This window comes from Sorangium sp. So ce381, from assembly GCF_051473845.1.
Taxonomy (GTDB): Bacteria; Myxococcota_A; Polyangia; order Polyangiales; family Polyangiaceae; genus Sorangium; species Sorangium atrum.
Genome location: NZ_CP150336.1, coordinates 429,487 through 453,039 on the forward strand (window position 1 = coordinate 429,487; position 23,553 = coordinate 453,039).

Genomic DNA, 23,553 nt, shown 5'->3' on the forward strand with positions numbered 1-23,553 from the left:
ACGAGGCCGATGCGCGGGAGATCGCACGACGAGGGCGCGCGCAGGAAGCGGGCAGCACGCGCAGCGCTCGCCTCGATGGCCGCGGCCGCGATCTCGGCCGCCGGAGTCGCACCGGTCCGGGCCGAGCCCACGGCCACGCCACTCCGGGCGCGGCTCGAGTTCATCCGTGGGCCAGGCGCCGAGGAGTGCCCGGACGAGCAGCTCCTGCGCGCGGAGACGGCCCGGGCGATGGGCGGGGTCGACCCCTATGATGCGGAGGCTCCGTTCACGATGACGGCGTCCATCGAGCGCCGGCGCGGCAAGCTCGCCGCCTCGATGTTCCTCCGCGACGGCGACGGTCACGGACGCTGGTTCGACGGGTTCAGCGCCCACGATGACTGCAAGGTGGTCGTCACCGCCATGGCCCTGTCCATCGCCGTGCTGCTCGACGACGCCGCCGAGCTCCCCGCACCACCTGGGGCGCCAGCGAAGCCCACTTCGCCGCCCGCGCCGCCCGAGCAGCCTTGTTCGCCGGATCGGCCCTGCCCGCCGCAGCCAGCCCATGCGCCGCCACCACCCCCGCGCACGGCGCCGCCGGTGCGCGCGCCGCCCCGGAGCAGCGCGTCGCCGCGGATTCCGGCAGGTCGCCTCTCCTGGGTGGCCGGCCTCGGCGCTGTGACGGGCCTCGGGATGACACCCGGCATTGCCGGTGGGCCAGCGCTGTCGTTCGGGGCACGCTGGCCGCCATGGTCCGTTGAGCTGGAGGTCCGCGGGCTCGCCTCGCTGTCGGGAAACGTCGAAGCCGTCGGCATGTCGGTCTCCACCGTCACGACGGATGTCGTCTTCTGTCTCGACCGCCGCAGCCTGTTCGCGTGCGGCCTCGCCGAGCTCGGCATACTCCATGCGGCTCCCACCGTTCCGTTAAACGCAACATCACGGCTGAATCTCCACGCCGGATTCGGTGCACGGGCGGGTATCGAGTGGCCTCTGTCAGAAAATTTATCGGCCCGAGCACACGCGGATGTCGTTCATCCTGTGGCCGGAGCCGCCATTCTTCGCCACCCAGGCGCTCCTGAGCCCGAGCGCCCCGTCTGGCGCGCGCCTGCTCTCGCCGTGGCACTCGGCATCGGTCTACAAGCGCGCTTCTGAGGGTGATTCGATAGTGAGCGCGGCAAAACGCTTCGGCAGATTGGCACGGAAAGAGAAATTCCTCTCGCTTCATGGAATGGTGTTCATGAAAGTCGTCGTACGTCATTCGCCTTGCGCTGAAGAACGGCGCTCAAGTAAGGTTTCAGCTATGCGCACGGCACGATTCGTCCTTCCAGGGCTGCTGCTCATCGCTGGCTGCGAGCAGGAGCCCATCATCATCACGGGGCCCTGTACACCCGAAGAGATCAGACTGGGTTATTGCTCGGGGGTTGGCGCCGGCGGTGACGGCGGTGCTAGCGGCCAGGGCGGCGCCGGCGGCGAGACCAGCGCCGGCGGCGAGACCAGCGCCGGCGGCGAGACCAGCGCCGGCGGCCAGGGCGGCTCCGGCGGCGACATGCACAGCTCGCTGTGCTCCGGCCAGTGCGCCCCGCCCGCGCCGCTCGGCTGGTTCGGCCCAGCGCTGCTCTGGTTCGGCCCGGCCGAGGCTGTCCCCGAGTGCCCCGCCGACGCGCCGACGCTCGGCTACGAAGGCTTCGCCGATCTCCAGCAGCCGCCGATGGACTGCTCGGTCTGCGCGTGTGACCCGCCCGAGGCCTCGTGCGCGCTTCCCACCGGCTGGGCCGCATCCTCGTCCGCCTCGTGCCCCGGCGACCAGCCGGGCACCGTGATGACCTCCTTCGCAGCGCCCGACGGCTGGGATGGCGCGTGCACCGCGGCGAACCCGATCCCCGAAGATCAGCTCTGCGACGGCGAGCCTTGCGTGCAGTCGCTCACGATCGCGGCGCCCTCGGTCACGACGGGCGCATGCACGCCGCGCCTCGACGCGCCGCCGCCTGTTCCCAGGCTCGATCCGTGGGCAACGCGGGCGAAGGCGTGCCTCGCCGGCGCGTACACCGCGTGCGAGGACGCGACGACGTGCGTGCCAGCGGCGCCGTCGGGCTTCCTGACCTGCGTCTACCACGAGGGCGACGACGCCGGCTGTCCGGAGGGATACGCCGTCAGGCACGTCTTCTTCGGGGACGTGATCGACGGCCGCGAGTGCACCCCTTGCGGCTGCGGCGATCCGACCGGCGCCTCGTGCACCCTCATGGCTTCCGTGTACCGCGACGCGGCCTGCACGGACCTGCTCGCGTCGAGCCTCGTCAGCTCCAGCGTCCCGTTCTGCGTCGTGACGCCTCCCGGCGTCGCCCTGGGCAGCAAATCGGCCGTGATCGCGGATGTCGAGCCGGGCGCGTGCGCGCCGCACGGGGGCGAGCCCGTGGGTGAGCTCCAGGCGAGCGCGCCATCGACCTTCTGCTGCACGGTCTGAGCGCGGCATTCCCGGAAGTCATTAAGGCACCTCGCTCCTCCGATCGGGGCAGGAAGAACTACCCTCCAATTTTCACCAGGGATCCGGATATCCCCGCTGCCTCGTGCGGCCCGGGAGTATCCTCACGCTCTCACGGCCGCTTCCGGCCGTCGCGCGTCCCCTTCGCCTCGTGCCGCCACCGCCCCTCCGCACGTTTCGCTCCGGGCTCTTCCGCACGATCGCCCTTGCCGCTCGCGCGAGCCCCTTCGCCCTCGCGGCCATGGTCCTCGCCGGCGTCCTCGCGGGCATCGCTCCGACCGGTATGGCCTGGTACGCCCGCCGGGTGCTCGACGGCGTCGCCCACGGCGATCGACAGGCGGTGATCACGGGCATCGTGGCCGAAGCGGGGCTCCTGCTCCTCACCTACGTCGCCGGGGGCCTCAACCAGTTCGCGACAGCGCGCCTCCGCCTCACGCTCGGCTTTCTGCTCCAGCGGTCGATCCTCGAGAAGGCGATCGCGGTCCCTTACGCCTGCTTCGAGGACCCCGGCTTTTACGACGCGCTCTCGCGGGCGCGGCGCGAGGCGGTCGGGCGTCCGGTGGCGCTCCTCGCCGGGCTCTTCGCCGTGGTGCAGGCCCTCGCGGTGCTCGGCGGCTCCGCGGCGCTCCTCTTCCGCTTCTCGCCGCTCTGCGCGCTCGCGATCCTCCTCGCCGCGCTCCCGAGCTTCCTCACGGAGACCCGCTTCGCGACCGCGCTCTTTCGCCTCCAGAACCGGCGCGCCACCGAGGCCCGCGAACAGGCCTACCTGGAGCAGGTGCTCACCCGCGACGACCACGCAAAGGAGGTGCGCCTCTTCGGAACGGGGCCCGCCTTCCTCGAGCGCGCGCGGCGCGTCTTCACGCTCGTCTTCGAGGAGGATCAGGCGCTCGCGCGACGGCGGCTGCTCGTCGGTCTGGTCGCGGACCTCGTCGCCCTCGCCCTCTTCTACGCGGTCTATGTCTACGTCGCGCTCCGGGCCCTCTCGGGGGCGCTCACCGTCGGCGACCTCGGCCTCGCGCTCGTCACCTTCCGGCAGGGGGACGGCGCCCTCAAGCAGGCCCTCGGCGGCGTGCGCGGGCTCTACATGGACCAGCAGTACCTCGCCAATCTCTACGACTTTCTCGACCTCCCGGTCCCCGCTCCGCGGCAGCTCGCCCCCGCGGCCCGCGCGCAGGACGAACAGGGGCTGCGCTTCGAGAACGTCGGCTTCACTTATCCGGGGGCCGCTCGTCCCGCCCTCGCCGGCGTCGATCTCTTCCTCGCTCCCGGCCGGAAGCTGGCGCTCGTCGGCGAGAACGGCTCCGGCAAATCGACCGTCCTCAAGCTCGTGGCCGGCCTCTACGAGCCGACCGAGGGGCGCATCCTCCTCGACGGGCGAGACCTGCGCACCTGGGACGGGGAGGCCCTCCGCGCGCGCCTCGCCGTCGTGTTCCAGGACTTCGTCCGCTACCAGCTCACGGTCCGCGAGAACGTGGCCCCACGCGCCGCCGAGGACGCCGTGCCCGACGACGCGATCGCGCGCGCGCTCGCCCGCAGCGACGCCTCGCCGGCCGTCGGCCGGCTCCCGCGCGGCCTCGAGCAGCGGCTCGGCAAGTGGTTCTCCGGCGGCGTCGAGCTCTCCGGCGGAGAGTGGCAGAAGCTCGCCCTCGCGCGCGCCTTCCTCCGCGAAGGCGCCGACCTGCTCCTCCTGGACGAGCCGACCGCGGCCATCGATCCCGCCGCCGAGGCGGCCCTCTTCGAGCGGGTGCGGGCGGAGACCGCGGGGCGCATGGCCATCCTGGTCTCCCACCGCTTCTCCACGGTCCGCCTCGCCGACGAGATCCTCGTGATGGATGGCGGGCGCATCGCCGAGCGCGGTGACCACGATACGCTCCTCGCGGCGGGCGGGCGCTACGCCGCCCTCTTTCGCCTGCAGGCGGCCGGCTACCGGTAAACGCAAGCACACGCAAGCACACGCAAGCACACGCAAGCGCACGCACGCACACGCCAACAAGCGCGGTGAAGCGTGACGGCATGAGCATGAAACCAAGACCACACGAGGAAACCGAAAAAGAGGCTTCGTGAAAAAAAGAGGATTGTAGAAAGCGTCTTGTTGGGCGTACGTTGATAGACTCGACCCAGTCACGAATTTTCGTGGGCTGAAGGTCCGAGCCGAAGGAGATTCAGCATGTCCCACCCCAACGACAACGATGACGCGACTCCGCTCTTCGCTCACCTCCTCGTCGATGACGAGCAGCCGACCCCGGCCGCGGGAGGCGGCGGCACCACCCCGACGACTCACTGCCTCGACAGCGAGTGCACGAAGAAGTACCCGTCGGACGCGGACGACTGTTATTCGTACAAGCCCTACTGCGACTTTTCCTGATCGCGCAGCGCTCCCCGAGCACCGTGGTCGCACCGACAATCCTCCTGCTCTCCCACGCGGGTGAGCCCTTCGTCACCGAGCGCGTCGCCGAGGAGCTCCGCCGCCGCGGCGCGCTCCCCGTTCGCCTCGATACCGACAGGCTCTTTGACGACGGGCCCTTCGGCGCCTCCCTCGCCAGCGACGATCCCGGCGCCGTGTGGGTCCGCGGCGAGCGCGTGCGGCCGGACGCGATCTGGCTCTGGCGGGCCTGGCCGCGCATCGACGCGCCGGCGATGGCGGAGGCGCACCGCGCCGCCGTGAACCGCGAAGCACAGGCGCTCTTCTTCGGGGCGGTATCGCTCCTCGAAGGGCGCTGGCTGGACGCGCCCGACCGTGTCCGCGCCGCGGAGAACAAGCTGCTTCAGCTCTGGTGCGCGCGCGCGGTCGGCCTCCGTATCCCCGATACGCGGTATACCTCGGACCCGGATGCGGTCCGCGCCCTCTTCGACGCCCACGAGGGGCGCGTCGTGTGCAAGCTGCACGCACCGCTCGAGGTCGGGATGCAGGCGCGCCGCGCCTTTCCGACGCGCCGCTTCCGCCGCGAGGACCTCGCGCGCCTCGACGCGCTCCGCCGGGGGCCGATGATCTTTCAGGAGGCCATCCCGAAGGCCCTCGAGCTCCGCGTCGCCTGGGCGGGCGGAGCCGCGTGGACCGGCGCGCTCGACGGAGACGAGACCTGCGTCGACTGGCGCTTCTCGGCGGCGGGCGCCTGGAAGCCGCACGCGCTCGACGCCGCGACCAGGGCGAAGCTCGCGGCGCTCATGAAGCGCCTCGGTCTCCGCCAGGGCTGCCTCGATCTGATCCTCACTCCCGGCGGCGAGACCGTCTTTCTCGAGGTCAACCCAACAGGCGAGTGGGGGATGCTCGAGGCCGAGCTCGGTCTGCCGATCGCCGCATCCCTCGCCGAAACGCTGCTCCGCGACGAGGACGAACCATGAAGGTCCTTCTCATTACCCATCGCGCCGACGCCCCGCGCTTCATCGAGCGCGTGGCCGACGAGACCCGAAGCCGCGGCGCCGAGCCGGTCGTCTTTTACGTGGAGGACTTCCCGACGAAGACGACGATCTCCTTTGCCCAGGGGCCGGACGGCGAGCGCTTCGCCATCGGCGGGCACGCGATCGGGGCGGGCGATGCCATCTGGGCGCGCCGCTACCATGGCCCCGTCGGGCTGCCAGAGGCCATGCACCCGAGCCATCGGCGGATGGTCCTCGCGGAAACGGAGCGGTTCCTGCACGGGGTGCTCGCCGCCTGCCCCGCCTTCAAGGTGGACCCGTACGCGCGCGTCCGCGGCGCCGACCACAAGCCGCTGCAGCAGCGTATCTTCCGGGAAGCGGGCATTCGCACGCCGCGCACGCTCGGCACGAACGATCCGGAGGCGGCCCGCGCCTTCCTCGCGAGCTGTCCGGACGGCGCCGTCGTCAAGATGCTGAGCCCGGAGCCGTTCCGGAAGGACGACGGAAAGCTCCAGGTGGTGATGACGAGCGAGGTGCGCCCGGAGACGCTCGAGAAGCTCGAGCAGCTCCGCCTCTGCCCCATGTACTTCCAGGAGAGGGTCCCGAAAGCCTACGAGCTCCGCGTGACCGTCTTCGGCACCAAGGTCTTCGCGGCGCGCCTCGACTCGCCGACGTTTGCCGGGGCCGAGGTCGACTGGCGCACGAAGGGGCTCGAGGCCATCGAGGCGTGGCGCCACCACGCGCTGCCGAGGCGCGTCGAGGACGCCCTTCACCGCTACCAGGACGCGGTCGGCCTCCAGTACGGCGCCGCCGACTTCATCGTGACGCCGGCCGGCGAGCACGTGCTCCTCGAGGTCAACCCGGCCGGCGAGTTCTTCTGGCTCGAAGCGAACCCGCCCCACCACCCGATGGTCGCCGCCCTCGTCGATGTCCTCGTGGGCGTGCCGGGGTCGCGTCGCAGCTTCCCGGATCTCCCGGCGCCGCCGGTCGCGTGATTCGCTCGCCGCCGCCGTCCCTCAGCCCCTCGCCGCCCCCCTCCGCGGCAGCCGCGCCGTGAACGTCGTCCCCCGCTCCGCCTGGCTCGCCACCTCGATCGCCCCGCCGTGCGCCCGCGCGATCTGGTGCGCGATGAACAGCCCGAGCCCCAGCCCCCGCCCCGCGCTCGCCCGCCCGTCCGCGAGCGACGCCTGCTGCCAGGGCTCGAACAGCGTCCCGAGCCGCTCCGGCGCGATCTCCGGGCCCTTGTTGTGCACCTCGATCAACACGTCTCCCCCGCGCGGCCGGATCGCCACCCGCACGGCGCTCCCGGGCTCGGCGTGGTCGACCGCGTTCTGCACGAGGTTCGTCACCATCTGCGCGATCCGCTCGGGATCCCACAGCCCCGCGCCGCTCCCTCGCAGATCGAGCCGGATCGGCACCCCCGCGTGCGTCGCCCGGAGCTCGTCGATCGCCCCCTTGCAGAGGACATGGAGATTCCCCGGCCTCCGCGCGATCGGGATGCTGTCGCCGAAGCAGCTCCTGGTCAGATCGAGCAGGTCCTCGATCGTCCGCGCCATGCGGCGCGCGCTCGCCGCGATGCCCTCGACGCTCGTCGCCTGGCGCGGCGTCAGGTTGCCGTGGCGCACCAGCGTGCTCGATGCCAGCGTGACCGCCGTGAGCGGCGTGCGCAGGTAATGGCTGAGCGCGGCCAGGAATCGATCGCGAAACGCGAGATCGTCCAGCCGCGCAGCCTCCGCCCGCTTGCGATCGGAGATGTCGATCGCCGTGCCGATCATCCGGACGCTGCGCCCGGTCGCGTCGAAGAAGGTGCGCCCCTGCACGCAGACCCAGCGCTCGATCCGGTCGCGGAGCCCCACGAGGCGGTACTCGATGTTGTACTCGCCGCCGCTCTCCGGGGCCTGCGAGCGCCGCACGGCCTCCTGCACGCGCGCTCGATCGTCGGGGTGGATCGCCGAAAGGAAGAGCTCGTAATCGACGTCCGACGCCGGCTCCAGCCCGCACACCTCCCGGCAGCGGTCGTCCCAGCGCAGCTGGCCGGTCACCGTGTCGTAATCCCAGATGCCGACGCCGCCCGCCTGCGTCGCGAGCCGCAGGCGCGCGCCGCTGTCCTCGAGCGCGGCGCGTGTCGCCCGCTCGATCTCGAGGGCGCTCGTCCACATGCTCGCGTCCACCACCGCGTGGAGGACCTGCGCTTCCCCCACCCCGAGCGCGATGCCCTGGGCGACGCACTCCTCGATCAGCGCAGCCCGGAGGTGCGATAGCTCCCGCAGCGCCGCCGCGATGCAGCGGCCCCGCGTGACGCAGCGGCGCGCGTGGTCCTCGACCCGCTCGTAAGCGCCGCGGAGCGCCGCGTCCTCGCCGGCGAGCCGGCTCGCAGCGAGCGCCTCGATGAGGTGCTCGAGCAGCGCCGGCATCGCGTCGACGAGCACCGGGCGCTCGCCCCGCCGCGGCGCCGGCGCCCTGGGATCGTCGAGCACCCGGCGCGTCCAGCGATCGAGCACGTCGCGCTTGCAGCTGCGGAGCCGGGAGGCAGCGGAGGTCTTTGCTAGCGGGCCGGCGTCATCCATCGACACAAAGCGAGCGCTCGCCGGCGCGGATGTCACGTGAGGACGCCCCCTGATTGGCGCGTAAGTGACCGTCACCGGGCCCGGGCCTGACGTCTCCACCCTCGGCCACCGGGCCTGACCTCTCCGCCTCGGCCACCGGGCCCGGCGCCTCCGCCCTCGGCTCGCCGGCTCTTCGGTCCCCGGCCGATCCGCGTCTGCCGCGCCCCGGCGCTAGAACGCGCCCAGCACCCCGACCCCGCCGCCCTCCGGGCCGATGAGCGGCACGATGCGCGCGTGCACCCGCGCCGGCGAGCCGTGCCGTGCCGCCGCAGCGCTCGCGCCCTCCGCGCTCGATGGGCCCGAGGTCAGCACGAGGACCGCGCCCGCGGCGAGCGCGGCGACGCCCACGCCGACGCCGATCGTGGACACGAGCGCCTTGGTCTCCGCCGCGTTGATCTCCTTGCGACCTTCCGGCGTACACAGCTTCTCCGGACAGAGCGCTTCGTCCTTTTCCGCGTCGCTCGCCTGCCCCGCGGCGAGGATGCCGAACACGGCGCCGACGCCGAGCACCGCCGCGCCGGCGCCCCCGATCACGAAGCCCGCTGTCTGCAGGCTGCCCCCGCCGCTCCGGCCGCCGGCGCCGCCGCTGACCAGCGGAGCCTGCGGCCCGGCGGGCTTGCTCGTGGCCGCCACCGGCAGGAGCTTCGGGATGGCGATCGCCTTCAGATCGGCGCTCTCGCCGACCTGGACGGTCGTCGACCAGACCGTGTAGCCGCTCGCCGTCGCCTCGACCTCGTGCGCCCCAGGATCGATCGGGATCGGCGTGCCGAGCGCGGCCGCGGGGATGTCGCCGCCGTCGACGCGGACCAGCAGGCCGGGCGTGTTCTCCGCGTTGAGCTGGATCTTCGAGAGCCTCGGCTCCAGCGCGTCGATGTGCTCCTGCGCGAACGCCTCGCGCGCGGCGTTGCCCTCCTTCTTCGAGGCGAAGAGCGCCTCCTTGAACTGCCCCCACGCCGTCGCCGTCCTGCCGAGCCCCTCGTTGCACAGGGCCAGGTTGAGCAGCGTCCCCGTGCCGGGCCGCAGGCGCTGGCTCTCGGCCAGCTTGGGGCACGCCTGCGCGTACGACTTCGTCTCCATCAGGCGGCGCCCCTCCTCGAACAACGTCTGGGCGAGCGTCGGATCGCCGCCCGCGGCCTGCGCGGCGGCGCTCGAGGGCGCGAGCAGGGCGGCCGAGCCGAGCAGGACCACGGCGAGGGCGAGGCGGGCGCGACGGAGCGCGCGGGGGGCATGGACTGTCGAGGGGATCATGGCTGTGGGCTCAGTGCGGGTCGTTCAGGTCGATGCCCTTGGGAGGGCGCTGCGTCGTCGCAGCTTGCGACGGGCGGGCGGCGGGCGCGGTGCGCCCCGCGGGCGCGCCTCCCCGAGCGGCGGTGGGAGCCGTCCTCGGCGACGCCGCGGGGGAGCTCGCGGCCGCGGCGGCGTTCGACGCGGGGGCGCTCGCGGCAGCGGAGGCGCTCGCCGCCGTTGCGTCGGCCGTCGTCGCTGCGTCGGCTGCGGTCCCTGTCGGTCGGATCGTCGGCCCGTCCGGCGTCGTCGTCGCGGCGGCAGGCGCGGGCCGCTCGGGGGTCGGCGCCGGCGCCGGCGCGGCGGTCTCCGTCGCGCTCACGGCGACCGTGGGGGCCGCCGCCGTGCCCTCCGTCCCGCCGGCGCCGCCCCGGCGGAGCACGTAGACGCTGCCGACGATGAGGCCCAGGAGGAGGGTCGCGGAGATCAGCGCGATCGCGAGGATCGCGGAAGGGGAGACCGATAGCCCAGGGATCCGGCGCCCATCCGACGAGATCCCGAGGTGGGTGGACGAGGCGAAGGTCGCCGCGGCGCGCGAGCTCATCGGCGCGCTGTACGGACCGGGGACGATCTGCTGCTGCGGCGTGGGCGCCGGGAAGCCGTTCGGCGGGATCGGGCTCGGCCTGCCGTCGTCGGCAGGGCGAGGCCCGAAGGCGCCGTTGCCCGGCGACGGGGCGTGCGAAAACGGCGACGACGGGTGCGGGTAAGGCGTCGAGGCGTGGGCGATGGGCGACGGCGCCTGCGAGAACGGCGTCCCGTGCGGGAGCGGCGTCGGCGGGCGCGGCTGCGCTGTGTCGCGCTGCCCGGCCGGATGCGAGGCGAGCTCCGGCCACGACGGCTCGCGAGCGGCCGGCCCAGGGAGCCTCGAGTCCACGGCGGGGAACGACGGCTGCGACGCGCGCTGCCCGCCGGGGATCGCGGCGTGCAGCGACAGGCCGCCCATGCGCGCGATCCGGGCCAGGGTCGGGTACGTGCGCGCGGGCGCGAACGGCGCGAGCGACACGATGAGCTCGGCGACCGACGCGTGCCGGTGCTCGCGCTCGCGGGCGTACGCCTTCTCCAGCACGGCCGCGAGCGCGGCGGGCACGTCGGGGCGCATCTCCCGCAGCGGCGTCGGCGTGCCCGTCAGCACCTCCGCGCAGAGCTGCGGCAGCGTCTCCGCGTAGTACGGCTGCCTGCCGGCGAGCAGCTCGTAGAGCGAGACGCCGAGCGCATAGATGTCCGTCCGGTGATCCACCGAGCGCGTCTGCCGCATCTGCTCCGGCGACATGTACAGGGCCGAGCCCAGCGCCGCGTCCGTGCCCGTCAGGACGTCGACCGCGCCGGTCGCCATCTTGGAGATGCCGAAGTCGAGCACCTTGACGAGCGGCGAGCCGTCGACGCGCGCCGTCAGGAACAGGTTCGCGGGCTTGAGATCGCGGTGGACGATGCCGAGCCCGTGGGCCTCGACGATCGCCTCGCTGCCCTGCGCGATGTAATCGATCGCGTCCTCGACGCCGAGCACGCCTTGATCCCGCAGCAGGCGCGCCAGGTCGCTCCCGATCAGGAACTCCATGACCATGTAGGGAGCGCCGTTCTCGAGCGTGCCGACGTCCGAAACACGGGCGACGTGCTCGCTCTTGATCTTCATGCCGGCCTTCGCCTCGCGGAGGAAGCGGGCCGAGCCCTCGGGGTGCTGGGTGAACTCGGGGAGCAGGAACTTCAGGGCGACCCGCTCGTCGAGCACGACGTGGCGGGCCTCGACGACCACGCCCATGCCGCCCTGGCCGATGACCCGCTCCACGCGGTACTTGCCGGCGAGCACCGTCCCCGGCTCGACCGGGGGCAGCGAGGGCTGTTTCGTCTCCGAACCCGACACAGCGGGCGATGATCACCGCTTCGCCCGCGGACGGCAAGGGCGGGCGGCGCCGGTGTCGGGGCGCGGCGCGGCGCGGCGGACAGAACGGCGCTAAAGGCGCCGTAACACGCGGTTTTTGTGCCGCCGCACGGTCGCTTCGTCACGCGGCTCGCGCCGTCGCGAGGCCGCGTTGGCGTGCGGTCGCTCCATCACACGCCCGCGTTGCTGCGCGGTCGCGTTGCATCGCGCTCTCCGTCAGACGCTCGTGTCGTCGCGTCCGCGCGCTGCGCCGCGTCCGCGCGCTGCGCCGCGCTCGCGTCCGCGCACCGCCACACGCTCGCCCGCCACACGCTCTCGCCCACGCGCCGCCACGCGCTCGATCCCTGGCCGAATCGTCCTCGAAACGATCTCGCAGCGCGCCTCACGCGCGTCACGGAAGGCGAGACGCAACGGGGCACTTCTGGTTGGATAGGGCCACCCCCGGAGACAAACCACCGTGCGCCTGCTCATCCAGCACCGGACCCGTTACAACTATCCCCGCCCCGCCTCGCTCGGCCCGCAGCTCATCCGGCTGCGGCCCGCGACGCACGCGAAGGCGAAGATCGAGTCGTACAGCCTGAAGATCGACCCGCCGATCGCGGCGCGCTGGCAGCAGGATCCGTACGGCAACCACGTGGCGCGGGTGCTCTTGCCCGCGGGCGAGCGCGTCCCTCACTTCGACGTCCTGGTCGAGCTCGCGGTCAGCGTGCGCCCCGTGAACCCGTTCGACTTCTTCCTCGACGAGCGCGCGAAGGAGGTCCCGTTCGCGTATCCGGCCGAGCTCAAGCAGGACCTGGCCCCCTTCCTCGATAGCTCCGACCCCTCGTTCGCCCGCGGCCCGCTGCTCGACGAGTTCCTCGCCGGGCTGCCCTCGAAGGGCGACACCGTGTCGCTCCTCGTCGCGATGAACACCGCCGTGAACCGGCGCATCAAGTACGTCATCCGCGAGGAGGCCGGCATCTGGACGCCGGAGGAGACGCTTGCGCAAGGCCGCGGCAGCTGCCGCGACTCGGCGGTGCTGCTCATCGCGGCGCTCCGGTCGCGCGGGCTCGCCGCGCGCTTCGTGAGCGGCTACCTCGTGCAGCTCACCGACGAGGGCATGATCCCCGACCAGCCGCGCGGCGTGAGCCGCGACGTCGTCGACCTGCACGCGTGGGCCGAGGTTTTCCTCCCCGGCGCAGGCTGGATCGGCCTCGACGCGACGAGCGGCCTGCTCTGCGGCGAAGGCCACATCCCGCTCGCCTGCACCGCCTCGCCCGCGCTCGCGGCGCCGGTCGAGGGCACCAGCGACACACGCGCGACCGACGTGACCTTCGAGATGAAGGTCGGCCGGCTCGGCCACGAGCCGCGGCCCACCACGCCCTACGAGGAGCCCGTGTGGCAGGAGCTCCTGTCCGTGGCGGAGCGCGCGGACGAACGGCTCGCCGCCGCGGGCCTCTCCCTGACCATGGGCGGCGAGCCGACCTTCAACTCGCGCGAGTACCCGGACGCGCCCGAGTGGCGCGAGGGCGCGCTCGGCCCGACGAAGTGGTCGCAAGGGCTCCGGCTCGCGCACGAGCTCCGGCGCCGCATCACGCCGGGCGGCGTCCTGCTGCTCCGCGCCGGCAAGCACTACCCCGGCGAGAGCCTGCCCCGCTGGGCGCTCGAGATCATCGGCCGGCGCGACGGCGTCCCGCTCTGGACCGAGATGTCCCAGGCGCGCCACGCCGATCCGGCGACCAGCGCGTCGCGCGCGCGCGGCGTCGAGCTCTCGCGGAGGTTCGCCGACGCGCTCGCGTCGCGGCTCGGGCTGGCCGACTTCCTGATGCCGGCCCTCGAGGACCCCTGGCGCCACCTCCAGGACGAGGCGAGCCTGCCCACCGACGTCGACCCGCTCAAGGCGAACCTCGACGACCCGGAGGAGCGGCGGCGCCTCGCGCGGGTCCTCGATCGCGGGCTCGGGCGAGAGGTCGGCTTCGTCCTGCCCCTCGCGCGCCAGTGGGGGTCGTGGATCAGCGAGCGCTGGGGCTTCCGGCGCGGGCACCTCTTCCTGCTCCCGGGCGACAGCTCCATCGGCCTGCGCCTCCCGCTCCGCTCGCTCGTCGCGGTGGCCCCGCCGCCGCCGATCGAGGAGCTCGTGTCGCCGCAGGACCCGCGGCGCGGCGAGCCCGAGGCCGACGAGGAGGAAGAGCGGCAGCGCCGCGTCGAGCTCCTCGAGGGCGACGGCGACCCGGAGCACGCCGAGACGGCGCGCGCGCGCGCGGCCCAGCGGCACGCCCACGACGGCGAGCGCGCCGCGCATCACGCCCAGCGCGCCGCCCCCGCCGCGGGGCGATCGGGCTACGGCGTGCGCACAGCGCTCTGCGTCGAGACGCGCGACGGCCTCGTCCACGTCTTCCTGCCGCCGCTCCTCTCGCCGGGCGACTTCTTCGACCTCATCGCCGCGATCGACGCGACCCGGCAGGAGACGGGCATCGACGTGCTGCTCGAGGGGTACCCGCCGCCTCCCGGCGCGAACGTGCTCCGCTTCTCGGTGACGCCGGACCCGGGCGTGCTCGAGGTGAACCTGCCGCCCTCCGACGGGGTGCGCGCGTACGCGTCGCTCCTCGAGACGGTGTTCGACGCGTCGCTCCACAGCGGCCTGCACTGCGAGAAATACCTGGTCGACGGGCGCATGGCGGGGAGCGGGGGCGGCCATCACCTCACGTTCGGCGGCCCGACGCCGCTCTCGAGCCCCTTCCTGCGCCGGCCGGATCTGCTGGCCAGCCTGCTCACGTTCAACCAGCACCACCCGTCGCTCTCGTACATGTTCGCCGGCCTCTTCGTCGGCCCGACGTCGCAGGCGCCGCGCGTGGACGAGGCGCGCCACGAGAACCTCTACGAGCTGGAGATCGCGCTCTCGCGCGCGTTCGAGCGCCGGCTGAACGAGCCTGCGTGGCTCTCGGACCTCCTGTTCCGCCACCTGCTCGTGGACATGACGGGCAACACGCACCGCGCCGAGGTGAGCATCGACAAGCTGTTCGATCCGCAGACGGCGCACGGCCGGCAGGGGCTCATCGAGCTGCGCGCCTTCGAGATGCCGCCGCACTTCCGGATGGCGGTCGCCCAGGCGCTCCTCGTCCGCACGCTGCTCGCCTCGTTCGCCGAGGAGCCGTACTCGGGCCGGCTCGTGCGCTGGGGACAGGCGCTGCACGACCGCTTCCTCTTGCCGTATTACCTGTGGCGCGACTTCGAGGACGTGCTGGATCACCTGAAGCAGCGCGGGCTCGCCCTGCCCGCGGACGCGTACCGGCCGTTCATCGAGCTGCGCTGCCCGGTGGTGGGCACGCTGCACGCCGGCGACGTGGTGCTGGAGGTGCGCAACGCGATCGAGCCGTGGCACGTGCTCGGCGAGGAGCTGACGACGACGGGCACGTCGCGCTACGTGGACTCGTCGATGGAGCGCATCGAGGTGCGCGTGCAGGGGCTCACGCCGGAGCGCCACACGGTGCTCGTGAACGGCCACGTGCTGCCGCTCCGGCCGACGGGGACGGCGGGCGAGCACGTGGGCGGCGTGCGGTTCCGCGCCTGGGCGCCGCCGCACAGCCTGCACGCGCACCTCGGCATCCACCACCCGGTCCACATCGACATCCTGGACACGTGGGGCAAGCGCTCGATCGGCGCGTGCGCCTACCACGTGTGGCACCCCGAGGGCCGCGCCTTCCACGACGCGCCGCTCACGCGGTTCGAGGCGTCGGCGCGGCGCGCGCAGCGGTTCACGATCGAGGGGCAGACGCCCTGGCCGGTGACAGCGAAGCAGGCGTTCGCCCACGGCGACGCGCCCTGCACGCTGGATCTGCGGCGCTACGCCGTGGACCGGCCGCCGCCCAAGCCGCAGAAGCCCGAAGGCGAGGGGTGAGCTGCGGGGCCGCGCTGCGGTGAGACCCAGCGCGGCCGCATGACGTCGTAGTCGTGAACGTGGTCGTGGTCGTGAACGTGGTCGTGGTCGTGGTCGTCAACGGCTCGGCCGTGAACGTGAACGTCACCCGGAAGTCGCCGCTCTCGTTCGTTGACCAAGGCATCGGCAGAACGTTTACGTCCACGATCAGGTCGTCGACGACCACGACCACGACCACGACCACGACCACGACCACGACTGAAGATCCCGCACATCTTTTTTTGATCCGTTTCGGACCCGCCAAGCGTCTGAAATGTCATGGGAAATCCCGATGTGCCGGAAGCGACGCCGTCGCTCGTGCGCGAGTTCGAGACGGTGCAGCTGGGCGACGCGCGCCTGCATCAGCGGGTCCGGGCGGTGGTGGCACGGCTGAGCGTCGCGCCGGGCGAGAGCTTCCCGGACTCGCTGAAGACAGAAGCAGAGCTGGAGGGCTTCTACCGGCTCCTTGGCAACAAGCGCGTGTCGTATGGTGCGCTGGTGCAAGCCCACAGCGAGCAGACCCTCGAGCGGATGGCCGGTCACGACACGGTTCGCGCGGTGCATGACACCACCGCGGTCGCCTTCGACGGCGACGGCGCACGCAAAGGGCTCGGCCCGCTCAACGGCAAGCACACCCAGGGCTTTTTGGCGCACGCGACGCTCGCCGTGGCCACCGACGCGATCAACCAGCCGCTCGGACTGCTGGGGCTGGCCTGCTGGGCCCGCAAAGCCTCCGCCCTGTCCAAGAGCCCACGCAAGAAGAACAGGACGGGCAGCGACTATGCGCGCGTGACCGACAAGGAATCGACGCGCTGGCTGCGGCAGGTGGAGGCGGCCGAGCAGGCCGTGGGCGACCGCACGTCGCTGCTGCACATCATGGATCGCGAGGCCGACGCCTACCCGCTTCTGTGCGCCATGGTCGAGCAGGGCCACCGCTTCGTCGTGCGCATGGCGCGGGATCGGAACGTGTTGGAGTTGGCCGAGGACGAGGAGGAATCGCTCGACGACAGCGCACCGCTTCGGCTGAGCGAGGCGCTAGTCGAGCTGCCGATCCGGCTTAGCCGCGAGGTCGTGCTCACCCAACGCCGCACCGGCCCTGTACCTGCGAGCAAGCGTGCGCACCCCGAGCGCTCGGAGCGGAGGGCCACGCTGGGCGTCGGCGCCCGGCGCGTGGCGCTGCGCCGTCCGTACTACCTGCCCGAGCTGGCCGAAGAGCTTGCAGTCAACATCGTGTGTGTGCAGGAGATCGACACGCCAGCGGGCGAAGAGCCGGTCGCGTGGGTGCTGGCGACCAACGAGCCCGTCGACACGCCCGACCAGATCGCTGCGATCGTCGACCATTACCGGGCACGGTGGCTCATCGAGGAGTTCTTCAAGGCGCTCAAGACCGGCTGCGCCCTCGAGACGCGCCAGCTCGAGAGCTTCCGGAGCCTGACGAACGCGCTGGCGCTGTTCGCCCCGATCGCGTGGCAGATGCTGCTGCTGCGCTCTCTGTCGCGCCTTGAGCCCAACGCGCCCGCGGAACGAGCCCTGAACCCCACGCAGCTGAAGCTGCTGCACCAGCACCAGCCCAAGAAGCTGCCGGCGCAGGGGGCGACGGTAGTCGATGCGCTCTACGCCGTTGCCGGTCTCGGTGGACACCTCAAGCGCAACGGTCCCCCCGGTTGGCTGACGCTCGCGCGCGGAATGCAGACCTTGCTCATGCTGGAGATGGGCTGGAACGCCGCCGTCGCCAACACAGCGAAAACTAAGGGGGAAATGTGATCAATCCTCAGACGACCACGTTCACGACCACGTTCGTGAGCGATGGCCGGGGGCTCGCCTGGACGGAGGTCCGTCGCTCACGGTCGAGCCGGGTGTGACACTTTGGCCCAGCGCGCACGCTCGGCGCGCCGCGCGGGAAATCCCGGCGCCGGCGGCGCCGAGCGCCGCCAAGGCCCGCTCCGCTGTGGCGATTTGCCTTCTCGCCGGACCCCCCACCCCCGTCGGCCGACGTGCTCGGGTGAGCCGGAAGTCCGGCGCCGAGCTCGCTTTGCGCGGCATAACGGCTCTCCGGGTCTGCGGACCAACGGGTGAGTCGCGTCAGAACGCCGATTGGTACGCCCCCTGCTTGGGTGTTCGATGTCCCCTGCATCGCATGCGGACAGTACACCACGAAGGAGGACAACTCATGTTGCGCAAGATGCTCGCAGTGCTCTTGGTTTCCACGGTTCCCCTGGCGGCAGGCTGTTTCGTCGACGCGGACGATGACAAGGACGAAGGGGACGACTGCATCACGGCGTGTTCGACGGATCGGGACGATTGCGTCGCTGCATGTGACGACGACGGCGATTGCGTCTCGGCGTGCGAAGAAGATCACGACTGCGACTCGCTCTGCATCTGAGAGCGCCGCGCCGTCGCTGGATCAGTGATGTCGCCCGGGCAGGCGCCGCGAGAGCCTGGCCGCGAGCGACGGGCGGGTCCGGATCACGTGCCGCATCGGCCGGAGCCCGGAGGGGAAGGCGGCCTCGGCGAGCGAGGGCAGGAGCGCTTCATCGACGTTCTTGACGGCGACCACGCGCTCTTCCCTCCGCTCGATCCAGAGGAGCTCGCCGTCGCCGGCCCGCCCGAGCCGCGGCTCCTCGCCGGCGATCGGCGAGGCGTCGTAGAGCCGCCACAGCGCGGCCTCGACGCCCGCCGCGGCGCCGGCGTCGCCCCACGCCGACGCCCACGCCGTACCGATCGCGTCCGTCTTCCGATCGCGCACGAACAGGGCGCGATCGCCGTCCCAGGCCGCGGCCAGCGCGCGCATGTCGCCGAGCTCGGGCGCGCCCTCGAGCGGGCGCAGGAGCAGGTACGTGAGCCACTCGCCGAGGGTGTCCCAGTTGAGCCGCTCGAGCCGCTCGTCGAGCGCGGACGGGATCTCGTCGAGTCCGACGCCGACCTCGGGGTCCTGGGCGTCGAGGGTGAGGATCTGCTGGGTGCTCGCGGGCGCCCGCGTCGTGAAGAGCGCGTCCTCGCTCGGCCAGTCGAACGGCGGGAGCCTGTCGATGAAGGGCGTCGCCGCGCTCACGCCGGTCAGGTTGTGGGCGCAGTACTCGAGCCCGAAGCTGTAAGCGAACGATGGATACGCCATGAACAAGAGGGGGAGCTCGCTCCCGGCGAGGAGCTCTTCCCGACGCGCGTGCACCGAGGACAGGAGCGGGCCCCAGTCCACGAGGTGCAGATCGGCGTCGAGGCGCTCCTGCATGATGAAGCGCCCCTCCGCGAGCGTCGCGTCGCCCTCGGTGACCGCCCGCTGCGCGAGGAACGCGTCGCTCGTCAGCGCGTCGTCCTGGTCCGGCGCCAGGTCGAAATGCTGATCCTGGAGCCCATGCACGTACTCGTGGACGAGGACGGCGTCGTCCACCTCGCCGATGAGCACGATGCCCTCGCTCTCGGGAGAGTACCAGGCAGCGGCCCAGTCCCCCGAGCGAGCCAGCGTCCCCCGCAGGTCCGCGTCGACGGCGAAGAAGCCGAGCCGGCCGTAGGTCGCGGCCATCTCCGCGAGATCGGCCTCCTCGGCGTCGGCCGCGGCGGCCTCCTGATCCGCCTCGTACTCGTCCCGCGATATCGTGACGACCGGCACGGCGTGGCGGAACGACAGCTCGCGCACCTGCTCGGCGCGCCTCGCGAGCCGGGCGAAGCGGCGCTCCTCCTCGGATGGCTCGTCGCTGCAGCCGGCGATCGTGGGAATGAAGGACAGCCCCACGAGAAGCGCGATGCCATCGAAGAATCGGTTCATGGTGGCCGGCCGCCTAGCACCGCATGTGCCGGGTTCGTCGTCGCGTATTCCCGGCCGATCCAGTCGGCCCCGCCATCGCGCCGCGCGCGGGGCGGGCCGGCGCAGCGCAAACCGTTGTGCGCTTGCGCAAACGGTCGCGCAATTACGCAATGGGCCATCCGCTCGACGCGCCGCCGCCCGCCGGGATGGCGATGCGCCGCCCGCCGCCAGCCGCTGCGGTCCGTCCCGGCGGGCGATGGTTGGGGTCGGAGGGGGAGGGGATCAAGCCGCCGAGAGGTAATGGCGGGCGATGAGGTCGTTCTGGAGCCAGAGCAGCTTGTTGAACGCGCGGAGGGTGCGCACCTCGGCTTCCCGGTCGAGGCCCAGCGACAGGATGGTCTGGAGCAGGGCGTCCGACACGAAGCCCATCAGCGCGTTCATCTGCACGAGCGGGACGACGACCTCGGGATTGCCGGCCTTCGTGGTGTGGATTTTCCCCACCATGTCGAGGTAGGCGACCATCTTCGGATCATACGGATGGGTCACGAGCCGGACGAGGTAGGCCGAGAGGTGCTGCTTGCGGAACCTGATCTGCTCGTGGCCCAGCGTGAGCGACGCCAGGTCGGCCGGGGGCGCCCCCTCGTAGCCGTGCTGCTTCGGCACGAAATGGCGCTTCGTGGCGTCGTAGAGGAACAGCTTCTCGTACACCGCGTCGACGAGCGCCTCCACCCGCGGGGCGAGGTGCGGCGCGGCGCCGTGGATCGCCGCGATGTCCGCCTCGCCGAAGCCGACAAACTCGATGAGATATCCGAACCGATACTCGAGATCTGACTCCAGACGGCTCTCGTCGATGTGTTTCATCACCACGGTTCTCCTCCGCGTCTTCGCCGGCGGCATGCCGCGAGGCGACGCAGGGTGAAGACACCGGACCAGCTGTCGCCTGTCAAGCCTTGACGTGACAGGCCGCCGCGGCACCGGGCGACAGGGGCGCGCGACGTCTGCTCGATCACGTCGATCACGTCGATCACGTCGATCACGTCGATCACGTCGATCACATCGATCACGTTCATCTTACCGAGAGAGGTCTACTGCCGTGTCCGCTCGCGAGCGCCCGGCGAGGATCCGACGGCACGAGCCGCTCGCCGGTCGCTGCGCCGGTGTAGGGGGAGCTCCGATCTGGAGAGCAGGCGGCGACCGATGGCTGGGCTGTGCCGACGCCCTTATGGCCACGGTTCGGTGGGAGCGCGTTCGGCCTCTCCCCACAGCGCAGCGTCAGGAGGAGGTTATGCAGAACACTGGACCTACAGCGGATCCGAAAGGCGCAGGCCCGAAGCCGCCTTTCGAGGGCAAGACACAGGAGCGTCCCGGAATCGAAGCCAGGATGGATCCGAGGCCCGATTACGGCGAATCGTCGTACAAGGGGCTCGGCCGGCTGAAGGACCGCATCGCGCTGATCACGGGAGGGGACAGCGGGATCGGCCGCGCCGTCGCGCTCGCGTTCGCCCGCGAGGGGGCCCACGTGGCGATCTCGTACCTGAGCGAGCACGAGGACGCGAAGGAGACGGCGCGCGTCGTGAAGGAGGCGGGGCGCGAGGCGCTCACGATACCCGGCGATCTGGCCGACGAGGGCCATTGCAGGAAGGTCGTCGAGGAGGCGGCGCGCAAGTTCGGGCGCATCGATATCCTTGTGAACAACGCCGCGGAGCAGGGCAAGGCCGTCGAGCGGTTCGAGGACATCGACGCTGCGCGCGTCGAGCGCACCTTCCGCGTCAACATCCTGGCCATGTTTCACATGGTCCGGTACGCGCTTCCGCACATGAAGGAAGGCGGCTCGATCATCAACGTCGCCTCGATCCAGGCGTACCAGCCGAGCTCGAATATCCTCGATTACGCGTCCACCAAGGGGGCGATCGTCACCTTCACCAAGGGCCTGGCGCAGGACCTCATCGAGCGTGGCATCCGCGTCAACGCCGTGGCGCCCGGCCCCGTGTGGACGCCGCTCATTCAGCAATCGTTCGACAAGGAGAAGGTGGCCACCTTCGGCAAGAATCATCCAATGGAGCGCCCAGCACAGCCGGTCGAGCTCGCCCCCGCGTTCGTGTTCCTCGCCTCGAACGAGGCGAGCTACGTCAACGGCGAGATACTGGGTGTGACCGGCGGCAAACCGCTTTCCTGAGGGGCTCACCCGCTGCGGATACGGGCCCACCTCGACGTTTTCGGTGCTCAGCGCACCGGAGTGCGCTTCCGCGCCGAAAACGCCGATCTGGGCCCGTCTCCTGTGCGGGTGAGCCCCGCTCCGCTCTGGGCGGCAGGGGCGTTAGGGATCGGTGAGCTGCTTCAGGTCGACGCTGACGCCGAGGTGGTGGAGCGCGTCCTCGGGGCGGGTGAAGATGCCCATCGGCTTTGAATAGCCCTTCGAAAGCCGGCCGAGCTGGAGCACCCCGGTCGCGCTCTTCAGGAGGACCGCGGTCCTCTTGAAACCCTCCGTCAGCCGCGTGTGACAGTGAGCGAACGCATTCTCGAACCCGTCGTCGTTGCGCAGCGGCGCCTCTCGGGCGTCGACGAGCAGGAGCGTGCGCCGCCTGGCGATCGCCTCGAGCGACCGATTGATGCGGTCGAAGCTCAGCTCGATCGCCGCGATGCTCGGATAGTTCAGCGAATATCGCTTGATGAACACGAGCTGCTGAGCGGGGTCGTGATGGACGGCCGTGTACGGGTCCCGCTCGATCTCGCGCAATCCGAGGAAGGCCACGACGGAATGGTATGCCTGTTCGCCCGGGGCGTCGACCCCCGCGGCGCCGCGCGGCATGGCGGCCCGCGGCGGCTCGCGGCTCAACGGTTACTCGCAATCCGCACCGCACTGCGCCTCTTCGCAAGCGAAGACCGCTTCGGCGGTCTGCACGCCGTCCACGTGCATCGCCGCGCACTCTTCCCGGCAACCATCTCCGTCCGCACGGCACAACTCCACGCACGCGAGCAACGCCCTGCACGACGGGTCGGCGACGCACGCGTTCATCTCGGCGGCGCACCCCGTGAACCGGCAGGACGCGCAGGGGGACAACGCGTCTCGCGACGGGCATTGCGCCCTGCACAGCTCGGACGCGCAGCCGCCTTCGAGGAAGATGCCCGAAATGCCCGCCCGGTGCGCCGTCATGCACGCCTGCTTGCAAGCGACGTCCTCCGCCGCGCAGCCGAGGAGGCAGTTGCCCAGCGCGGCGCACTCCGTGCTCCGCTGGCACGCGCAATAGCTCTCCTGACAGCGCAGGGCGAGGCAGGTCGTGCACGGATCGCCGATCGACGCGCAATCGTAGACAGCCTCTCCCCCCGCGCCGCCGCCGGCCGTCGTGGAGCTCGCCCCTCCGCCGGCGCCAGCGCCGCCGGAGCCGCCAGCGCCGCCGGAGCCGCCCGCGCTCGCGCCCCCGCCAGCGCCGCCCGCGCCGCCCAGGCCGGCGCTGCCAGCGCTGCCCGTCCCGGGGCTGCCGCCGGTCGAGCTGCAGGCTGCCGCCAGGAGCGCCGCTGCGGCGCACGTCTGCCAGGAAGAGAAGGCCATGGTCGACGCTACCGCGAAGGCCGCCGGCGGCTCAAGGTGAGGCGAGGAGCGAGCGCGCACCGATGCTACGGTGCCCGGCCGAGGAACCGCGCCATGATCGCCATCGTCAATCCAGAGCTGGATCGCTACGTTCACGACCACTCCGAGCCGCCTCCCGCGCTCCTCGACGAGCTGCGCGAGTTCACCCTCGCCCATGAGCCGAGGGCGGTCATGCAGGTCGGGCGGGTCGAAGGCGCCCTGCTCAGGATGCTGGTCGCGCTCATTCAGGCGCGCCGGGTGCTCGAGATCGGCACGTTCACCGGCTACTCGGCGCTCAGCATGGCCGAGGCGCTCCCGCCGGACGGCGAGCTCATCACGTGCGATCGCGACCCCGAAGTGGCCCGCATCGCCCGCTCGTTCTTCGACCGCAGCGAGCACGGCGGGAAGATCCGGATCGCGCTCGGCGACGCGCTCGCCACCCTCCGCGCCATGCCGGCGAGCCCGGCCTTCGATCTCGTGTTCATCGACGCCGACAAGGAGCGGTATCCGGCCTACTACGAGGAGGCCCTCCCGCGCCTCCGCCGCGGCGGGCTGATCGTCGCCGACAACACCCTCTGGAGCGGCGAGGTCCTCGCCCCCGAGAGCGCCGACGGCCGCGCCATCGCGGCCTTCAACGATCTCGTCTTCCGCGATCCCCGGGTCGAGAAGGTCATGCTCACCGTGCGCGACGGGGTGACGCTCGCGCGCAAGCGCTGAAGGCCGGGCGCGCGCGGGCGTGCGGCAGCGCGCCGCGAGCGCCGGTGGCGCGT

19 protein-coding genes are annotated in these 23,553 nt (G+C 71.8%); 11 read left to right on the forward strand and 8 right to left on the reverse strand.

All coding sequences use genetic code 11. The features are described 5' to 3' along the window. The first annotated feature begins 9 nt into the window (after positions 1-9). The 6 genes from WMF29_RS01605 to WMF29_RS01630 all read left to right on the forward strand — a co-directional run bounded on the left by WMF29_RS01605 (position 10) and on the right by WMF29_RS01630 (position 6,807). On the forward strand, positions 10-1,128 hold the full coding sequence (locus WMF29_RS01605; RefSeq protein ID WP_437327150.1) for a hypothetical protein: 1,119 nt from the start codon (positions 10-12) through the stop codon (positions 1,126-1,128). A 148-nt stretch (positions 1,129-1,276) separates the two neighbouring features. Then, positions 1,277-2,437, forward strand: a complete 1,161-nt coding sequence (locus WMF29_RS01610) for a hypothetical protein (RefSeq protein ID WP_437327151.1) — start codon at positions 1,277-1,279, stop codon at positions 2,435-2,437. Between the two features lie 169 nt (positions 2,438-2,606). After that, positions 2,607-4,388: an ABC transporter ATP-binding protein gene (locus tag WMF29_RS01615; protein ID WP_437327152.1), complete on the forward strand. Its 1,782-nt coding sequence runs from the start codon at positions 2,607-2,609 to the stop codon at positions 4,386-4,388. A 234-nt stretch (positions 4,389-4,622) separates the two neighbouring features. Beyond that, complete coding sequence (locus WMF29_RS01620; RefSeq protein ID WP_437327153.1) at positions 4,623-4,820, forward strand: hypothetical protein; 198 nt, start codon at positions 4,623-4,625, stop codon at positions 4,818-4,820. 23 nt (positions 4,821-4,843) lie between these two features. After that, positions 4,844-5,797, forward strand: coding sequence for an MvdC/MvdD family ATP grasp protein (locus WMF29_RS01625; RefSeq protein ID WP_437327154.1), 954 nt, complete (start codon positions 4,844-4,846; stop codon positions 5,795-5,797). Continuing rightward, positions 5,794-6,807 (forward strand): MvdC/MvdD family ATP grasp protein, encoded by a 1,014-nt coding sequence (locus WMF29_RS01630; protein ID WP_437327155.1) that lies wholly within the window; start codon positions 5,794-5,796, stop codon positions 6,805-6,807. Before WMF29_RS01625 ends, WMF29_RS01630 begins: the two co-directional genes overlap by 4 nt. Before the next feature lie 21 nt (positions 6,808-6,828). On the opposite strand, the gene WMF29_RS01635 is transcribed toward WMF29_RS01630, so the two are convergent. From WMF29_RS01635 to WMF29_RS01645, 3 genes are all read right to left on the reverse strand, one after another. After that, a complete protein-coding gene (locus tag WMF29_RS01635) occupies positions 6,829-8,379 on the reverse strand; it encodes an ATP-binding protein (protein ID WP_437327156.1) in 1,551 nt (516 codons plus the stop codon). A 210-nt stretch (positions 8,380-8,589) separates the two neighbouring features. Further along, positions 8,590-9,666 carry a hypothetical protein gene (locus WMF29_RS01640; RefSeq protein ID WP_437327157.1) on the reverse strand — a complete coding sequence of 359 codons (1,077 nt, stop codon included), beginning with the start codon at positions 9,664-9,666 and terminating at the stop codon, positions 8,590-8,592. 10 nt (positions 9,667-9,676) lie between these two features. Further along, positions 9,677-11,560, reverse strand: coding sequence for a serine/threonine protein kinase (locus WMF29_RS01645; protein WP_437327158.1), 1,884 nt, complete (start codon positions 11,558-11,560; stop codon positions 9,677-9,679). 475 nt (positions 11,561-12,035) lie between these two features. Between WMF29_RS01645 and WMF29_RS01650 the strand changes: the two genes are divergently transcribed. The 3 genes from WMF29_RS01650 (at position 12,036) to WMF29_RS01660 (ending at position 17,856) form a co-directional block, all read left to right on the forward strand. Further along, positions 12,036-15,455: a DUF2126 domain-containing protein gene (locus WMF29_RS01650; RefSeq protein WP_437327159.1), complete on the forward strand. Its 3,420-nt coding sequence runs from the start codon at positions 12,036-12,038 to the stop codon at positions 15,453-15,455. A gap of 297 nt (positions 15,456-15,752) precedes the next feature. Beyond that, the gene (locus tag WMF29_RS01655) at positions 15,753-17,237 is read left to right on the forward strand and encodes an IS4 family transposase (RefSeq protein ID WP_437325635.1); all 1,485 of its coding nucleotides are present in this window, start codon (positions 15,753-15,755) and stop codon (positions 17,235-17,237) included. Positions 17,238-17,643: 406 nt separating this feature from the next. After that, the gene (locus WMF29_RS01660; protein WP_437327160.1) at positions 17,644-17,856 is read left to right on the forward strand and encodes a hypothetical protein; all 213 of its coding nucleotides are present in this window, start codon (positions 17,644-17,646) and stop codon (positions 17,854-17,856) included. 21 nt (positions 17,857-17,877) lie between these two features. On the opposite strand, the gene WMF29_RS01665 is transcribed toward WMF29_RS01660, so the two are convergent. The 3 genes from WMF29_RS01665 to WMF29_RS01675 all read right to left on the reverse strand — a co-directional run bounded on the left by WMF29_RS01665 (position 17,878) and on the right by WMF29_RS01675 (position 20,285). Next, positions 17,878-19,236 (reverse strand): hypothetical protein, encoded by a 1,359-nt coding sequence (locus WMF29_RS01665; protein WP_437327161.1) that lies wholly within the window; start codon positions 19,234-19,236, stop codon positions 17,878-17,880. A gap of 261 nt (positions 19,237-19,497) precedes the next feature. After that, positions 19,498-20,076, reverse strand: a complete 579-nt coding sequence (locus tag WMF29_RS01670) for a protoglobin family protein (RefSeq protein WP_437331072.1) — start codon at positions 20,074-20,076, stop codon at positions 19,498-19,500. Beyond that, complete coding sequence (locus WMF29_RS01675; RefSeq protein WP_437327162.1) at positions 20,076-20,285, reverse strand: hypothetical protein; 210 nt, start codon at positions 20,283-20,285, stop codon at positions 20,076-20,078. The genes WMF29_RS01670 and WMF29_RS01675 overlap by 1 nt, the downstream gene beginning before the upstream one ends. A 215-nt stretch (positions 20,286-20,500) precedes the next feature. Between WMF29_RS01675 and WMF29_RS01680 the strand changes: the two genes are divergently transcribed. Next, entirely contained in the window at positions 20,501-21,391 is an 891-nt protein-coding gene (locus WMF29_RS01680; RefSeq protein ID WP_437327163.1) for an SDR family oxidoreductase, read from the forward strand. A gap of 141 nt (positions 21,392-21,532) precedes the next feature. On the opposite strand, the gene WMF29_RS01685 is transcribed toward WMF29_RS01680, so the two are convergent. Next, on the reverse strand, positions 21,533-22,051 hold the full coding sequence (locus WMF29_RS01685) for a hypothetical protein (RefSeq protein ID WP_437327164.1): 519 nt from the start codon (positions 22,049-22,051) through the stop codon (positions 21,533-21,535). Positions 22,052-22,054: 3 nt separating this feature from the next. Next, positions 22,055-22,765 (reverse strand): hypothetical protein, encoded by a 711-nt coding sequence (locus WMF29_RS01690; protein WP_437327165.1) that lies wholly within the window; start codon positions 22,763-22,765, stop codon positions 22,055-22,057. Positions 22,766-22,858: 93 nt separating this feature from the next. On the opposite strand from WMF29_RS01690, the gene WMF29_RS01695 reads away from it, so the two are divergent. Then, entirely contained in the window at positions 22,859-23,500 is a 642-nt protein-coding gene (locus WMF29_RS01695) for an O-methyltransferase (RefSeq protein WP_272097377.1), read from the forward strand. Positions 23,501-23,553 lie beyond the last annotated feature (53 nt).

What these genes read in the sequence shown, in the direction of transcription:
- WMF29_RS01605 (WP_437327150.1), top strand. Translation starts at nt 10, where the DNA reads ATGCGCGGGAGATCGCACGACGAGGGCGCGCGCAGGAAGCGGGCAGCA.
- WMF29_RS01610 (WP_437327151.1), top strand. Translation starts at nt 1,277, where the DNA reads ATGCGCACGGCACGATTCGTCCTTCCAGGGCTGCTGCTCATCGCTGGC.
- WMF29_RS01620 (WP_437327153.1), top strand. Translation starts at nt 4,623, where the DNA reads ATGTCCCACCCCAACGACAACGATGACGCGACTCCGCTCTTCGCTCAC.
- WMF29_RS01630 (WP_437327155.1), top strand. Translation starts at nt 5,794, where the DNA reads ATGAAGGTCCTTCTCATTACCCATCGCGCCGACGCCCCGCGCTTCATC.
- WMF29_RS01635 (WP_437327156.1), bottom strand. Translation starts at nt 8,379, where the DNA reads ATGGATGACGCCGGCCCGCTAGCAAAGACCTCCGCTGCCTCCCGGCTC.
- WMF29_RS01640 (WP_437327157.1), bottom strand. Translation starts at nt 9,666, where the DNA reads ATGATCCCCTCGACAGTCCATGCCCCCCGCGCGCTCCGTCGCGCCCGC.
- WMF29_RS01655 (WP_437325635.1), top strand. Translation starts at nt 15,753, where the DNA reads ATGGGAAATCCCGATGTGCCGGAAGCGACGCCGTCGCTCGTGCGCGAG.
- WMF29_RS01660 (WP_437327160.1), top strand. Translation starts at nt 17,644, where the DNA reads ATGTTGCGCAAGATGCTCGCAGTGCTCTTGGTTTCCACGGTTCCCCTG.
- WMF29_RS01665 (WP_437327161.1), bottom strand. Translation starts at nt 19,236, where the DNA reads ATGAACCGATTCTTCGATGGCATCGCGCTTCTCGTGGGGCTGTCCTTC.
- WMF29_RS01670 (WP_437331072.1), bottom strand. Translation starts at nt 20,076, where the DNA reads ATGAAACACATCGACGAGAGCCGTCTGGAGTCAGATCTCGAGTATCGG.
- WMF29_RS01675 (WP_437327162.1), bottom strand. Translation starts at nt 20,285, where the DNA reads ATGAACGTGATCGATGTGATCGACGTGATCGACGTGATCGACGTGATC.
- WMF29_RS01680 (WP_437327163.1), top strand. Translation starts at nt 20,501, where the DNA reads ATGCAGAACACTGGACCTACAGCGGATCCGAAAGGCGCAGGCCCGAAG.
- WMF29_RS01690 (WP_437327165.1), bottom strand. Translation starts at nt 22,765, where the DNA reads ATGGCCTTCTCTTCCTGGCAGACGTGCGCCGCAGCGGCGCTCCTGGCG.
- WMF29_RS01695 (WP_272097377.1), top strand. Translation starts at nt 22,859, where the DNA reads ATGATCGCCATCGTCAATCCAGAGCTGGATCGCTACGTTCACGACCAC.